The sequence below is a fragment of the Nonomuraea diastatica genome, from assembly GCF_004349015.1.
Taxonomy (GTDB): domain Bacteria; phylum Actinomycetota; class Actinomycetes; order Streptosporangiales; family Streptosporangiaceae; genus Nonomuraea; species Nonomuraea diastatica.
The window spans coordinates 117,219-131,428 of record NZ_SMKP01000004.1 but is presented as its reverse complement, the minus strand read 5'-3'; the positions used below and the strand labels follow the sequence as shown (position 1 = coordinate 131,428).

Sequence of the window (14,210 nt, the reverse complement as noted above, 5' to 3'; positions counted from 1 at the left end):
ACGCCCGCCCGCCCTTGCCCTCCGCCTGCGCCACCAGCGGGAACGCGCCTGATTTAAGGGTGACGACGAAGTCGTAACGCTCGCCCATGCCGATGATGAACGTATCCACGGTGACGGGCGAGCACGGGAATCCGTCGGTGTGGGTGATGGTCATGCGGTGCTCGCCGAGCGCGACGCGGAAGGCGGTGTCGGCAGCCGCGTTGATGACCCGGAACCTGACGCGCCGCCGGGGAGAGCCGGTGAGCGTCTTGGGGGCGGCCGGCGGGCGGCCGTTGACCAGGTAGAGCGGGTGGCGCAGCTCCGCGGCCACGCCGCCCAGCGCCTCGCTGCGCAGCGTGTCGTCGTGCTCGGTGGAGGAGTTCAGCCGGCGCAGGGCGTCGTCGGGGGTGCCCTTGATGCCGTCGAGCCAGTCGTCGAGCACGATCGTGAACTCTTCGTCGTACCGGAGGGGCTCGTGCGGGTCGGCCACGACCAGCGGGCCGTACAGCCCGCGGTCGAGCTGGGTGCCGACGTGCGAGTGGTAGAAGTGCGTGCCGGGGTCGGGCACCCGGAAGACGTAGTCGAATGCGCCGCCGGGCCGGGTGGGGGTCTGGGAGAAGCCGGGCGCGCCGTCCATGGGGAAGTCGATCCTGATGCCGTGCCAGTGCACGGTGGTCGGCGCGGGCAGGTCGTTGACCAGCCGGACGGCGACCGTCTCGCCGGCCGTGGCCCGGATGAGCGGGCCGGGGAGCACGCCGTTGTAGGTCCAGGTGGAGACGGTGCGCTTGCCCAGCTTCACCTGGGCGGTCCCGGCCCGCAGCACCGTCCTGCGCGGCCGCGCCGCGACACTGCCCGCCGGCGCCTCCAGGGCCGCGCCGAGCCCCAGGGCCGCGAACGTGCCGGTGACGAACACCCGGCGCGACACCCGCCCGATTGCCAGATGGTCCACAGATCCTCCCCCCTTCACCAGGAAAGGTAACGGAGAGTGACAGAAAAACGCCTTTCGCCACGCTGGGGATCGGGCAGGGGCCTGGAACTCCGGGCGTGCTCGCCTATTGCTCGGGCGGATGGTGCGAAATATGGTGTTAATCGATTCACACGCCTGAGGTGCCGAGGCGTGCAGCTCCCTCCGAGTCCGCCCCGTTCGGGATGTTTTCCCAGAACGATCCCCCGGTTTCCTGTCGGAAATGCTACGTTATTCGACTAACATGAGACCTACCGCACGACAAGTGGCCGAGCTGGCGAACGTGTCCGTGGCGACCGTCTCCTACGTGCTCAGCGGCCGGGACCGCCCCGTCGCCGCAGAGACGAGGCAGCGGGTGCTCGACGCCGCCAGGCAGCTCGGCTACACCCCCAACCAGGCCGCCAGGAGCCTGCGCAAGCGCCGCACGCAGCGGGTCTGCCTGGTGCTGAGCTCCCTCGGCGGCGTCCCCAGCGACGAGCGGCTGGCCACCGACCTGCACGAGATGGCCGACGCCCGCGGCTATTCCGTGGTCACGCTCACCGTCGATTCAGAGGCGCGCGCGGCCGCGGCCATCGACGTGCTGCGCGGCGGCATCGCCGACGGCGCGCTGGTCAACGTCGTCGGCGACCACTTCACCCACGATCTGCTCACCGGGCTCGCCGCCACCGGCCTGCCGATGGTCGTGCTGAGCAACGAGAGCGGGCTCGAAGGCTGCGACGTCGTCCACACTCCCGAGACCGAGGCGTGCGCGCAGGCGGTCGAGCACCTGCTGGCGGAGGGCAGGCGCCGCATCGCGTTCATGGCGCACCGCTTCGAGCTCTACCGCGACAAACCCGTGGGACGGTTGCTCGGCTACACCACCGCCCTCGATCGACACGGCGTTGACCAGCGGATCGTCACCTCCGGCGCGGACGACCGCGTCTCGGCCTACCAGACGGCCGCCGAGCTCCTGAGCTCCCCCGACCGCCCCGACGCGATCTTCGCCGCCTCCGACAGGGCCGCGATCAGCACGATCTGGGCCGCCAGGGACGCCGGGCTGCGCGTGCCCGGCGACGTGGCCGTCGTCGGCGTCGGCAACATCGACGAGGGTCTCATCAGCAATCCGCAGCTCAGCACCGTCGGCCCGCTTCGCCACGACTACACCGACGTCGTACGCCTGCTCTTCGACCGTCTCCAGGCCGAGGAGCCGCCGCCCGCCCGCGAGATCGTCCGCTCCTGGACCTTCCTGCGGCGGGGCTCCTCCTAGAAGGGATCCGAGATGTCTTCCCAGGCCCCCCACGTGATCGCGGGTATGACCCGTCGCGACCTGCTCCGTCTGGCCGGCGCGGCCGCCGCGGTGCCGGTGTTGTCGTCCTGCGCGGGAGCACCGCCCGCGCAGACCGCCGCCCCGGGCACCTTCACCGTCTACTGGAACGCCGGCCACGACTACCAGGCCTACCGCAAGGTGATCGCCGAGTTCGAGCAGGCCAACAAGGTCAAGGTCAACCTGCAGAAATACCAGTGGCCCGACCTGCGCACGAGGCTGCTGGCCGACTTCGCCTCCGGCACGGTGCCCGACGTGGTCGAGGAGCCCGGCGGGTGGGTGCAGGAGTTCGCCATCTCCGGCAACGCCCGCTCGCTGCAGGACTACGTCGACCGCGACGGCGAGGAGATGGGCTTCCCCTCCGACTGGCAGCCGGTCGCCGTCGAGCGCAACTCCTTCCAGGGCAAGGTGTACGGCGTGCAGCTCCACCTGACCTGCAACACGCTGCTCTACAACAAGGGCATGCTCAGCGAGGCCGGGGTGGAGCCGCCGACCACCTGGGAGGAGTTCCTCGCCGCGGCCAAGAAGCTGACCAAGGACGGCGTGCACGGCGTCGCGCTCAACCAGGACCACGGCTACATCTGGCCGTGGATGATGCAGGCCGGCGTCACCCCCTTCGACCCGGAGACCGGCAAGGTCATGACGCCGATCGAGGACGCGATCGCCGCCCTGCAGTTCCAGGCCGACCTGATCCACAAGCACAAGGTGGCTCCGGTGCCGGTGTCCAGCACCGACTATTCCGGCCCGCAGAAGCTGTTCTCCGCCAAGCGCGCCGCGATGATCCTCACCGGCCCCTGGGACCTCGAACCGATCAAGAAGACCAGCGCCGACATCGACCTCGGCGTCGCGCCGCCGCTGAAGCACAAGGAGCAGGTCACCCAGGCGGCCGGCACCAGCATGCTGGTGCCGGCCAAGGCCACCAGGCCCGACCTGTCGTGGGACTTCATCAAGCGCATCACCGCGCTCGAGGTCGAGCAGGCCGCCACGAAGGAGACCGGCATGCTGATGCCGCGCGTCTCCTGGGCCGAGCTGCCCGAGGTGCAGCAGGACGAGGCCATCAAGGTGTTCGCCGAGGCCCTGCCGACCGCCCAGGACTCCACCCAGGAGGTGCGGCTGACCGGCCAGCTCGGCAAGTGGGACCAGCAGCTCAAGGTCGTCTACCAGCAGGTCATCATCCAGAACGAACCTGCCGCCGACGCCCTGCGCGCGTTCGCCGAGGCCGCGGAGGGCTTCCTGCGATGACGATGTTGCGGCCACGCACCCTCTCCGGCCGCTACGCCAGGACCGCCTACCTGTTCCTGATCCCGGCGATCCTGTTCTTCGCGGCCTTCTTCTACCTGCCGATCGGCAACGTGACGGCCACCAGCCTGCGCACGGGGCCGCAGGCCGACCAGTGGGCCGGGCTGGGCAACTACACACAGGCTCTGGCCGACCCGGCGGTGCGGCACTCGTTCCTGGTCACGGTGATCTTCTCGGTGATCGTGGTGATCGGCTCGATCGTGCTCGGGCTCGTGCTGGCGCTGGCGCTCGACCAGCCGCTCAAGGGCCGGGTGGTGTTCCGGGTGCTGCTGCTGGTGCCGTACCTCACCTCGGTGGCGATCGTCGGGCTGCTGTGGCGCAACATCCTCGACCCCGAGCTCGGGGTGCTGAACCGGGTGCTGGGCGCGGCCGGGCTCCCCGAGCAGACGTGGCTCAACACCTCCCCGCTGCTCACGATCGCCGCCGTCACGCTCTGGCAGAGCGTCGGCTACACGATGGTGTTGTTCCTGGCCGGGCTGCAGGGCATTCCGGAGACCTACCACGAGGCCGCGAAGATCGACGGGGCGGACGCGTGGCGCCGCTTCTGGCGGATCACGCTGCCGCTGCTCGCGCCGACGACGTTGTTCGTCTCGGTGATGGCGGTCATCTCGGGGCTGCAGGCGTTCGGGCAGGCGTACATCATCACCAACGGCGGCCCAGGTAACGCCACCGACCTGTCCGTCTTCCACATCTTCAACGTCGCCTTCCGCGCCAGGGACTTCGGTTACTCCTCGGCGCAGTCGGTGCTGCTGCTCGTCGTCATCGTGGCGTTCACGCTGGTGCAACTGCGGGCCGGGCGGCGCGGGGAGGTCACGTACTGATGCGCAAGCCGCTGCTCTACATCCTGCTCGGGCTGGCCTCGCTCGTGACCGTGGTGCCGCTGGTCTACATGGTGTCGTTGTCGCTGCAGACCGAGGCGGAGACGCTGTCGGCGAACGCGGTCCTCGTGCCGGACTCGCCCCAGTGGGGCAACTACGCGGAGTTGTTCACCCGCGCGCCGTTCGGCAACTTCATCGTCAACAGCCTCGTCGTGGCGGGCGCGATCACGCTCGCGCACCTGCTGTTCGACCCGCTCGTCGGGTACGTCTTCGCGAAGTTCCGCTTCCCGCTGCGCAACACGTTGTTCGTGGCGCTGCTCGCCACGCTCATGGTGCCGTTCTTCGTGCGGATGATCCCGTTGTACGTGCTGATGGCCACGATGGGATGGCTCGACACATACCAGGGGTTGATCACGCCGTTCCTCATGGACGCGTTCGGGATCTTCCTCATGCGGCAGTTCATCCAGCCCATCCCCGACGACCTGATCAGCGCGGCGCGCATCGACGGCGCCTCCGAGCTGCGGATCTACCGGAGCGTCATCCTGCCGCAGACGCGGCCGGCGCTGGCCGTGCTCGGATTGTTCACGTTCGTCTTCCAGTGGAACGAGTTCCTCTGGCCGCTGGTGGCCACCACGACGCCCGAGATGCGCACCATCCCGGTCGGGCTCACCCTGTTCAACCAGGAGTATTTCACGTTGTGGCATCTCACGGCCGCGGGCTCGGTGATCCTCTTCGTGCCCACCGCCGTCCTGTTTATCTTCACGCAGCGTTACTTCGTGCGTGGCATCGCGCTGACCGGCATCAAGTAGTCAGTCCGTTAGGAGAGTCCCTTTTGCGCCCGAACGTGCCCCCGAACGTGATCGTCGTCTTCACCGACCAGCAGCGGTGGGACACCGTCGGTCCCTTCACCCCCAACCTCGACAGAATGGCCAGGCACGGCACGCACGCCACGGTCGCGCTCACCCCGCAGCCGGTGTGCGCGCCCGCCCGTTCGGCGTTGCAGACGGGGCGCTACCCGACCACGACGGGCGTCTATCGCAACGGCCGCGTCCTGCCGGCCGGGGAGCGCACGCTGGCGCACCACTTCGGGGAGGCCGGCTACGCCACCGGCTATATCGGCAAGTGGCACCTGGCGGGCAGCGAGCCGGTGCCCGAGGGGGAGCGCGGCGGCTACCGGTCGTGGCTGGCGGCGAACGCGCTGGAGCACACCTCCGACGCCTACCGCACGATCGTGTACGACGAGGGGAACGAGCCCGTCCTGCTGCCCGGCTACCGCTCCGACGCCCTCGTGGACGCAGCCGTGCGGTTCGCCGCCGACCACCACGACGAGCCGTTCTACCTGTTCCTGTCGTTCCTGGAGCCGCACCACCAGAACGAGGTGGACAACTATCCCGCCCCCGACGCTTACGAGGAGCGCTATCAGGGCCGCTGGATGCCGCAGGACCTGGCCGCGCTCGGCGGCACGGCCCACCAGCACATGGGCGGCTATCTCGGCCAGGTCAAGCGCCTGGACGAAGGGCTCGGCCGGCTGCTCGACGCGCTGCGCAGCATGGACCTGCTGGACGACACGATCGTGGCGTACACCTCCGACCACGGCAACCACTTCAAGACCCGCAACGGCGAGTACAAACGGTCCTGCCACGACGCGTCGCTGCGGGTTCCGCTCGCGTTGCGCGGGCCGGGCTTCGACGGGGGCGGCGCGATCTCCCGTCCCGTCAGCACCGTCGACCTGCCGCCGACGTTGCTGGAGGCCGCCGGGCTGCCGGTGCCCGCGTCCATGCAGGGCCGCTCGTTCCTGCCGCTGGTGCGCGATCCGCGCGCGCCGTGGCCCGAAGAGGTGTTCTTCCAGGTGAGCGAGTCGGAGGTGGGGCGCGGCATCCGTACGTCGCGGTGGAAGTACTACGCCGTCGCCGAGGACGCCGACCCGTGGAACGTCCCGGCCGCCGCCCGCTACCGCGAGCAGGCCCTGTACGACCTGGACAACGACCCGCACGAGCTGGTCAACCTGGCAGGGAGAACGTCGCACGCGGAGGTCGCCGCGGAGCTGCGGGAGCGACTGGTACGGCGGATCGTGGCGGCGGGGGAGGCGGAGCCGGTCATCGAGCCGGCCGCCGAGCTGGCCGGGCCCCACCAGGGCATGACCGACCCCGCCGTCCGCCTCCACGACCTCGAACCCGTCCGCTTCGGCCACCAGCCCCGCCCCTGACCCCACCCGCCCGGCGGCCCGGAACGTATGCATCGATCCTGGTCGTAGGAAGATGGGCCTTGTGTCCGTTGAATCACGTTTTGGAACGTCGCACCGTAGGGGGTCCTGATGTCCACTTCGCCCGGCACGTTCACTGTTGGGGGCACCATTGGCGGCGGCAAGACCGTCCGCCGCCTCGGCTTCGGCGCCATGAGCCTGACGGGTCCGGGCGTCTGGGGCCCGCCGCGCGACCACGACGAGGCCATCCGGGTGTTGCGCAGGGCCGTCGATCTGGGCGTCGACCTCATCGACACCGCCGACTCCTACGGGCCGTACGTCAACGAGGAGCTCATCCGGGAGGCGCTGCACCCGTACCCCGAAGGGCTGCTGATCGCCACCAAGGCCGGCTTCGTGCGCCCGCGGCCGGGCCAGTGGGAGGCCGTGGGGCGGCCCGCGTACCTGCGGCAGGAGGTCGAGATGAGCCTGCGCAGGCTGGGGCTGGACCGGATCGACCTGCTCCAGCTGCACCGCATCGACCCGGCCGTGCCGCTGGAGGACCAGGTGGGCGAGCTCAGGGCGCTGCGGGACGAAGGCAAGATCGGCAGCGTCGGCCTGTCCGAGGTGAGCGTCGAGGAGCTGGAGCGGGCGCGGCGCGTCGTCGAGATCGCCACCGTGCAGAACCGCTACAACCTCACCCTCAGGGTCTCCGAGGGAGTGCTGGAGCACTGCGAGAAGGAGGGCATCGGGTTCATCCCCTACAGCCCCATCGCCAAGGGCCGGCTGGCGGAGCCCGGCGGCCCCGTGGACCACGTCGCCCAGGCCGTCGGCGCCACGCCCGCGCAGGTCAGCCTGGCCTGGCTGCTGGCCCGCTCCCCGGTGACGATGCCGATCCCCGGCACGTCGACGGTCGCCCACCTGGAGGAGAACCTCGCCGCCTCGGCCGTGTCGCTGACGGCCGAGCAACTGCGCGAACTGGGCTGAGCCGCGAGGGCCGGCCCATGACGGGCCGGCCCTCGACGGTCAGGTCAGCCCAGGCCGTTCCTCATGGCCGTGAGCAGCTCGGCGTTGGAGGTGTCGCCGCTGAGCTCCCAGAAGAACGCGCCGCCGAGGCCCTGGTTCTTCGAGTAGCTCATCTTGCCGCCGATGGTGGCCGGCGTGTCGTAGCTCCACCACTGGTTGCCGCAGTGGGCGTAGGCGGTGCCCGCGACGGTCCCCGTGGCGGGGCAGCGGGTCTTGAGCACCTTGTAGTCCTCGATGCCCGCTTCGTACGTGCCGGGAGCCGCTCCGCTCGCCGTGCCGCCCGGCGCGGCCTGTGTGACGCCGGTCCAGCCGCGACCGTAGAAGCCGATGCCGAGCAGCAGCTTGCCGGCCGGGATGCCCTTGCTCTTGAGCTTCTGGATCGCGGCGTCGGAGTGGAACCCGGGCGTCGGGATGCCGTTGTAGGAGGTGAGCGGTGAGTGCGGGGCGGTCGGGCCCTGCGGGGCGAAGGCGCCGAAGTAGTCGTAGGTCATGACGTTGTACCAGTCGACGTACTGCGCGGCGCCGGCGTAGTCGGCCGCGTCGATCTTGCCGCCGTTGGTGCCGTCGGCCGTGATGGCGGCGGTCACCAGGTTGCCGGAGCCGAACCGGGCGCGCAGCGCCTGCATGAGGTTCCTGTACGCGGCCGGACCGCTGCTGTCGCAGGACAGGCCGCAGGCGTTCGGGTATTCCCAGTCGATGTCGATGCCGTCGAACACGTCCGCCCAGCGCGGGTCCTCGACCAGGCGGTAGCAGGACTCGGCGAACGCGGCCGGGTTCTGCGCGGCCTGGGTGAAGCCGCCGGACCAGGTCCAGCCGCCGAACGAGAACAGCACCTTCAGGTGCGGGTGCTTCTGCTTGAGCTTGCGCAGCTGGTTGAAGCTGCCGCGCAGCGCGCCGGCGTCCCAGGTGTCGGCGACGCCGTCCACGCTCTCGTTCGCCTGGTAGAAGCGGTCGTAGTCGGCGTAGCTGTCGCCGATCGTGCACTGGCCGTTCTGCACGTTGCCGAAGGCGTAGTTGATGTGCGTCAGCTTGGCCGCCGAGCCGCTGGTGTCGATGTTCTTGACGTGGTATCCACGCTGGTAGACGCCCCACTGCACGAAGTAGCCGAGCACCTTGTTCCCGCCGTCGCCGGGGTCGCCGCCGCCGTCGCCCTTCTCGGTGGTGGCGCTGGCGGTGTTGCCGGCGGCTGAGCGGTTGCCCGCGGCGTCGCGGGCCCTGACGGTGTAGGCGTAGCGGGTCTCGGGGCTGAGGCCGGTGTCGGAGTGGGTGGTGCCGGTGACCGTGGTGATCAGGTTGCCGTCCCGGTAGACCTCGTAGCCGGTGACGCCGACGTTGTCGGTGGAGGCGTTCCAGGCGAGGGAGACGCTGCGGTCGGTGACGCCGGTCGTGCGGAGGTTGCCGGGGACGCTCGGGGCGCTGGTGTCGCCGCCACCACCGTCGCCGACGGGCTTCCACAGTGCGGGGACGTTCGGTGGCTCCCAGCCGGGCTGGGACGTGTGGCTCTGGATGCACTCGTACGTGACGCCGTTGAAGGTGACGCGCGCGCCCGCCGTGTAGGCGGTCCACGCGGACCAGTCGGCCATGGCGGCGCTGGCGGAGGAGGTGGCGGCCCATGAGGGGGCGGCGACCAGGACGGTGAGCGGCAGCAGTAACGCCGCCAGCCCGGCGAGGGCCTTGCGCAGGATGGTGTGTCTCATGATGCTCCGACATCCGGTTGGGGGGTGTACGGGATGGGATGCCACAGAAACTATTAGTAAAGTTTCCTTATAATATGGACGTTAGACGCAGCCTGGGGAGGCGTCAATACGCGACGCTCAGATGGTGAAATCTCGTCAGAATCCGGGGTGACGCCGCGGCCGACGGGCGTACTCGCCGGGCCGCGACCGGCGTACTCGCCGAGGGTGGTCGTGCGCCCCCGGCGATCTCACCCGACGGGTAGATAACGGTTGCGGAACGGTCGCTGACGCGGAGGTGTACCGTGCCTCAGCATTGAGGCGTGGCAGGGATGACCGCCTGGCGGCGGACCGCTGAACGCCACGGACCCTACGTGGCCCGTGCGGTGGCCGAATTCCGATCCTGGCCGGCGCTGGCGGTGAGCGACACCCGGCGCGGCCCCAAGTTCGCCGTTCACGGCACCGAGATCCTGCGACTGTCCGGCGCCGACGAGGTCCAGGTGCGCCTGACGGCGCCGGCGATCGACCGGCTGGCCCCCTACCTGCGCGAGTGCGGCCAGGTGCAGGCGTGCCCCGATCGGGCCTGGGTTGCCGTGCAGGTCGACGCGGAGCCCGACCTCGATCTGCTGTTCGCCCTGACCAGCGTGGCGATCAAAGAGCACGTGGCGTAGCCGCCCCGCCGATTGTCGACAGTCTCATCGCCAATCGCTGCGAGAGGCGGACGATCATGACCGTCTCGGCGGGGCCTTCGTGGCCAGTCGCCGGAGATTTCCCGGGTCGTTTGCGGTCAGCCGCGGGAGGCTTCCCGGGTGGCTTGCGGTCAGCTGCGGGAGGCTTCCGGTCGTTTGCGGTCAGGCGTCGGAGGCTTCCAGGGCCTTGGCGACGCTGCGCAGGTGTTGCTGCATCGCCGTCTGGGCGGCCTCAGGGTCGCCGGCGACGATGGCCGCCACGATCAGCTCGTGCTGCGGCAGCGACACCGAGGCCCGCCCCGGCTGCCGGGCGAGACGGAACTTGTGCCGCACCACCTGCGCCCCCAGCCGTTCGATGATCACTGCCGAGGTGCGGTGGCCGGCGATCTCGCGGATCTCGGCGTGCAGGGCCGCGTTCAGCTCGGAATAGCGGTCGAGGTCGTTGCTCTCCACGGCCGTGCGCATCGCGGCGACGATCTCCCGCAGCCGCCCACCCTGCTCGGGGGTGACCCGTTCCGCGGCCTTGGCGGCCGACAGGCCCTCGAGCACCATGCGCACCTCGGTGATCTCGACGGCCTCGGCCTTGGAGACCGCCCGCACGCGGGCGCCCTTGTTCCTGAGGATCTCGACCAGCCCCTCGGCCGCCAGCTCTTTGAAGGTCTCGCGCACCGCCGCCCGGGTGGCGCCGAACTGCTCGCACACGTCGGCCTCGACGAGCCGCTGGTTGGGCACGAAGTCCCCGCTGAGCACGGCCGCCCTGACCCGGCCGGTCAGCGTCTCCTCCTGTGGGGACCCTGGGGCCACGCGATCCTCCCGATGCCGTACGAACCCGTCCTGGTCAGCAATATTATCGACAACCCGCCCGGCCCGTGGGGGTGCGGCGGCATCGGAGCCTCTGATCCGTTCGGCTCCGTTCTGTCGGTCGTGTGGGGTAAGTTCCCGGACCATGATCAGCCGTTCGCGACGGCGTGGGCATTCCCGCCTGCGCCCGCGCACCGGCTGGGGCGGGAGGTTCTGAGGTCGTGGACGCGGACGAAACCGCGTGGGAGCGGCGCAGCGTGGTGCGTGTGGTGCCGCCTGTCGCGCCGCGCAAACTGGCGAAGGTGCCCTTCGTCGAGCTGGCTGACGGGCGGCTGCAGGGGGTCGTGTCGAGCGGATCCGACATCGAGCGGGTCTACGTCTCCTCGATCACCGCCGGCACCCATGCGCTGAGCTGCAGCACCAACAACAACCGGCCGTGCGGCGCGCTGCACGGCTACGCCTGCAAGCACATCCGCATGCTGGCTGACGAGGCGGTCGTGCAGTACGGCCTCGACCGGGTGGCCCGCTACCTGCGGGTCGAGGTGCCGCCGGGCGATCAGCTGATGAGCTGCCTCAACGGGCAGCCCGAGCGCACCCCGGCGGCCGTGGTGTTCAGCAGGTTCCTGCGCCATCTGGCCTATCTCGAGGTGCCCGACAACACCGGCCCGCTGGTCGAGCTGCACTGGTTCCCCTCGACAGCGGCGGAGACGGGAGCGGTGCGCTGATGCTGGACGTACAGCTGGGAGAGGTGCTCGCCGGCGCTCCCGAGGGGGCGGATGAGGCGCTCGGCCTGGTGGCGGGGTTCGACGACGCGCTCGCGCTCGGGTTCGCCAGGGTCGGCGAGGAGGCGGCCGGGGCGCTGACCGCCCTGGCGGGCGCGCTGGCGGCCAGCCCGATCGGCGAGCGGGTGAGCGAGGCGGCGGACAAGGTGGCCGCGGGATCGGTCGGCGACGAACACCTGGCGGCGCTGGCCGGTGGGCGCGCCGCACTGTGCGGCGCGGTCCACGACGCCCTGCTCGGCCGTCTCGACACGGCGCTGGGCAGGACCCGCGCCGCCTGGGAACCGACGCGAGACGGACAGGAGACTCCGGGCCGGCGGCCTGGCGGACAACAGGCCCCGGGCGATCCGGCCGGAGGGCGGCCGGCCTTCGGCAATCTGCTCGACGGTTGCCGGATCTGGTTGCGCGAGCTGGCCATCGTCGGGTGGCGTGGCGTCGACCACGACCTCGCCGGCTCGGCCGACCAGACGATCGAGGCGCTGCTCGCCGTGCCGGAGCTGCGCGGGCTCGCGGTGCTGCTCGACGGCCTGGCGGCGGAGCTGCGGGCGTCGAGCCCGGTCGCGACGATGGACCGCCTGCCCGCGCGCAGGTGGGCCGACCTGTGGGCGCGTGGCCTGCTGCTGGCGCAGCGAGGTCCGTGGCACGGGGGCGCCGAGCCGGTGTCGGGGCGGCTGCTGATCCTCGGCGCCGACGTGCACGAGCACGCCACCGTGGTGCGGGCGCAGGTCCACGGCGTCCTGGAGCCCGTGGGAGGCGGCCCCGCCAGGCTGGTGCGCACCAGCCTGGCGGCCGCCAAGGTCGACACGATCGTCGGCCCGGCCGTGTGGCGGCTGATGGGCGGCCATCCGGTGCTGCTGGGCGCGCTGGCCGGTCACCACAGCCTGGAGATCACGGACATGCCGTTGCTGCCGGGCGGCGACCTCGTGTGGCACGACGGCCAGGCCGCGGCGGGCGAGCCCGCCGACCCGTTCACGACGGCGCGGGTGGCGCTGTCCGGGGCGAGCGCCCCGGCGGTCCCGCCGCTCGACCGCCACCCCGTGCGCATCGCCGAGCCCGTCTTCCTGGAGGGCTACTCCGTCGGAGACGGGTCGGTCGATTTGTCGCCGGCGCAGGGCGGCCACGCGCTGCCGCTCGACCTCGACCGCCTGCCGCGCGGCGGCCCGCTCACCCCCGAGCTCGTGGCCGCCTCCTCGGCGTGCATCGGCCTGATGCGCTGGGACGGCCGATGGCTGCTGCAACCGCTGGCCGTCCAGGCCACGGTGAAGAAGAAGCCGGTCGCCGCGCACAACGGCGACTGGGCCATGGGCCCCACCGACCCCAAGGTGGTCAAGGCCGAGGCCAAGGCCGGCGACGTGGTCGCCGTGCTGCGCGAACGAGCGGGACGGCTGCTGCGGAAATGACCGACATTCTGGAAGGCGCCGACATGAACCGGCGCCAGGTGCTCTACTGGCGCCTGCTGTCCCGGCTGTTCGGCCCCGACGAGCAGCCCGCGCTCGAGACGGCCAGCATGGCCATCGTCGAAGACCTCGGCCTGCCGCCGGCGCTGCTCGACCCCGGGGTGTCGGTCGACACCCTGGTGCAGCGCTTCCCCACCCTGGGCGACGAGCTGCAGGACCTGATGGCGGAGAAGGAGCACGACCAGGGCGCCGAGGTGCGCCGTGCGGCCCTGGTCTCCAAACTGCTGCTCAACGTCTTCGCCACCGGCACGGGAAACGTCACCGCGGGCCGGCTGGAGAGCTGGAAGAACGACGCGGGCTGGTTCGAGAAGGGCATGGGCTGCGAGCCCGGCGGGCTGCGCCACCGCGTGGGCGACGAAGAGCTGGCCGCGGTGCTCGCCGGCATCGAGGGAGACCTGGTCAAGCGCATGCACCTGCGCGAGGTGCTGGCCGACCCGGCCCTGTCCAAGCAGCTGACGCCCAGCATGTCGCTCATCGAGCAGTTGCTGCACGACAAGCACAACCTGTCGGGGGTCGCGCTGGCCAACGCCAAGGCGCTGATCCGCAGGTTCGTCGACGAGGTGGCCGAGGTGCTGCGCACCCAGGTCGAGAAGGCCAGCGTCGGCGAGGTCGACCGGACCGTGCCGCCGAAGCGGGTCTTCCGCAACCTCGACGTCGAGCGCACCATCTGGAAAAACCTCACCAACTGGAGCCCGGAGGACGAACGCCTCTACGTCGACCGGCTCTACTACAAGCAGACCGCGCGCCGCACCACCCCCGCCCGCATGATCGTGGTCGTCGACCAGTCGGGGTCGATGGTGGACGCGATGGTCAACTGCACCATCCTGGCGTCGATCTTCGCCGGCCTGCCCAAGGTCGACGTGCATCTGGTGGCCTACGACACCCGGGCGCTCGACCTGACCCCGTGGGTGCACGACCCGTTCGAGGTGCTGCTGCGCACCACGCTCGGCGGCGGTACCGACGGCACGGCCGCGATGGCCATCGCCAGGCCGAAGATCTCCGATCCGCGCAACACCGTGATGGTGTGGATCTCCGACTTCTACGACAACCGTTCGCTGATCACCGACTTCGAGGCGGTGCACCGCTCGGGGGTGAAGTTCATCCCCGTCGGCTCGGTCAACAGCTCCGGCTCCCAAAGCGTCGATCCGTGGTACCGCCAGAAACTCAAGGACCTGGGCACCCCGGTGCTCTCGGGCCATATCCGCAAGCTCGTGTCCGAGCTCAAGAACTTCCTCACCTAGGA

Annotated in this window: 13 protein-coding genes; 10 read left to right on the top strand and 3 right to left on the bottom strand. The window is 70.5% G+C overall.

The annotated features are described in order from the left end of the window. The coding region (locus tag E1294_RS02450) for a multicopper oxidase family protein (RefSeq protein ID WP_132503983.1) at positions 1-928 on the bottom strand (928 nt) is incomplete at its 3' end. A gap of 259 nt (positions 929-1,187) precedes the next feature. On the opposite strand from E1294_RS02450, the gene E1294_RS02445 reads away from it, so the two are divergent. The 6 genes from E1294_RS02445 to E1294_RS02420 all read left to right on the top strand — a co-directional run bounded on the left by E1294_RS02445 (position 1,188) and on the right by E1294_RS02420 (position 7,529). Further along, entirely contained in the window at positions 1,188-2,189 is a 1,002-nt protein-coding gene (locus E1294_RS02445; RefSeq protein ID WP_132503981.1) for a LacI family DNA-binding transcriptional regulator, read from the top strand. Between the two features lie 45 nt (positions 2,190-2,234). Then, positions 2,235-3,488, top strand: a complete 1,254-nt coding sequence (locus tag E1294_RS02440; protein WP_181958444.1) for a sugar ABC transporter substrate-binding protein — start codon at positions 2,235-2,237, stop codon at positions 3,486-3,488. Then, positions 3,485-4,366 carry a carbohydrate ABC transporter permease gene (locus E1294_RS02435; protein WP_132503979.1) on the top strand — a complete coding sequence of 294 codons (882 nt, stop codon included), beginning with the start codon at positions 3,485-3,487 and terminating at the stop codon, positions 4,364-4,366. The genes E1294_RS02440 and E1294_RS02435 overlap by 4 nt, the downstream gene beginning before the upstream one ends. Beyond that, a complete protein-coding gene (locus E1294_RS02430) occupies positions 4,366-5,172 on the top strand; it encodes a carbohydrate ABC transporter permease (protein WP_132503977.1) in 807 nt (268 codons plus the stop codon). Before E1294_RS02435 ends, E1294_RS02430 begins: the two co-directional genes overlap by 1 nt. A 23-nt stretch (positions 5,173-5,195) precedes the next feature. Further along, a complete protein-coding gene (locus E1294_RS02425; RefSeq protein ID WP_246082761.1) occupies positions 5,196-6,569 on the top strand; it encodes a sulfatase family protein in 1,374 nt (457 codons plus the stop codon). 108 nt (positions 6,570-6,677) lie between these two features. Then, positions 6,678-7,529: an aldo/keto reductase gene (locus E1294_RS02420; RefSeq protein ID WP_132503975.1), complete on the top strand. Its 852-nt coding sequence runs from the start codon at positions 6,678-6,680 to the stop codon at positions 7,527-7,529. A 44-nt stretch (positions 7,530-7,573) separates the two neighbouring features. On the opposite strand, the gene E1294_RS02415 is transcribed toward E1294_RS02420, so the two are convergent. Then, positions 7,574-9,265, bottom strand: a complete 1,692-nt coding sequence (locus E1294_RS02415) for a glycosyl hydrolase family 18 protein (RefSeq protein ID WP_246082760.1) — start codon at positions 9,263-9,265, stop codon at positions 7,574-7,576. Between the two features lie 308 nt (positions 9,266-9,573). On the opposite strand from E1294_RS02415, the gene E1294_RS02410 reads away from it, so the two are divergent. After that, positions 9,574-9,912: a luciferase domain-containing protein gene (locus E1294_RS02410; RefSeq protein WP_246082762.1), complete on the top strand. Its 339-nt coding sequence runs from the start codon at positions 9,574-9,576 to the stop codon at positions 9,910-9,912. A 180-nt stretch (positions 9,913-10,092) separates the two neighbouring features. Here E1294_RS02410 and E1294_RS02405 read toward each other — a convergent pair whose 3' ends face one another. Further along, positions 10,093-10,734, bottom strand: a complete 642-nt coding sequence (locus E1294_RS02405; protein WP_132503971.1) for a GntR family transcriptional regulator — start codon at positions 10,732-10,734, stop codon at positions 10,093-10,095. A 218-nt stretch (positions 10,735-10,952) separates the two neighbouring features. Here E1294_RS02405 and E1294_RS02400 point away from each other — a divergent pair, with 218 nt between their 5' ends. From E1294_RS02400 to E1294_RS02390, 3 genes are read left to right on the top strand one after another with little or no spacing between them, the layout of a single operon-like run. After that, positions 10,953-11,456, top strand: coding sequence for a hypothetical protein (locus E1294_RS02400; RefSeq protein WP_132503969.1), 504 nt, complete (start codon positions 10,953-10,955; stop codon positions 11,454-11,456). After that, complete coding sequence (locus E1294_RS02395; protein ID WP_132503967.1) at positions 11,456-12,910, top strand: hypothetical protein; 1,455 nt, start codon at positions 11,456-11,458, stop codon at positions 12,908-12,910. Before E1294_RS02400 ends, E1294_RS02395 begins: the two co-directional genes overlap by 1 nt. Further along, positions 12,907-14,208 carry a VWA domain-containing protein gene (locus E1294_RS02390; protein ID WP_132503965.1) on the top strand — a complete coding sequence of 434 codons (1,302 nt, stop codon included), beginning with the start codon at positions 12,907-12,909 and terminating at the stop codon, positions 14,206-14,208. The genes E1294_RS02395 and E1294_RS02390 overlap by 4 nt, the downstream gene beginning before the upstream one ends. The last annotated feature ends 2 nt before the right edge of the window (positions 14,209-14,210 follow it).

Coding starts and splice junctions, on each gene's coding strand:
- E1294_RS02445 (WP_132503981.1), top strand. CDS start 1,188: ATGAGACCTACCGCACGACAAGTGGCCGAGCTGGCGAACGTGTCCGTG.
- E1294_RS02440 (WP_181958444.1), top strand. CDS start 2,235: ATGACCCGTCGCGACCTGCTCCGTCTGGCCGGCGCGGCCGCCGCGGTG.
- E1294_RS02435 (WP_132503979.1), top strand. CDS start 3,485: ATGACGATGTTGCGGCCACGCACCCTCTCCGGCCGCTACGCCAGGACC.
- E1294_RS02430 (WP_132503977.1), top strand. CDS start 4,366: ATGCGCAAGCCGCTGCTCTACATCCTGCTCGGGCTGGCCTCGCTCGTG.
- E1294_RS02420 (WP_132503975.1), top strand. CDS start 6,678: ATGTCCACTTCGCCCGGCACGTTCACTGTTGGGGGCACCATTGGCGGC.
- E1294_RS02415 (WP_246082760.1), bottom strand. CDS start 9,265: ATGAGACACACCATCCTGCGCAAGGCCCTCGCCGGGCTGGCGGCGTTA.
- E1294_RS02410 (WP_246082762.1), top strand. CDS start 9,574: ATGACCGCCTGGCGGCGGACCGCTGAACGCCACGGACCCTACGTGGCC.
- E1294_RS02395 (WP_132503967.1), top strand. CDS start 11,456: ATGCTGGACGTACAGCTGGGAGAGGTGCTCGCCGGCGCTCCCGAGGGG.
- E1294_RS02390 (WP_132503965.1), top strand. CDS start 12,907: ATGACCGACATTCTGGAAGGCGCCGACATGAACCGGCGCCAGGTGCTC.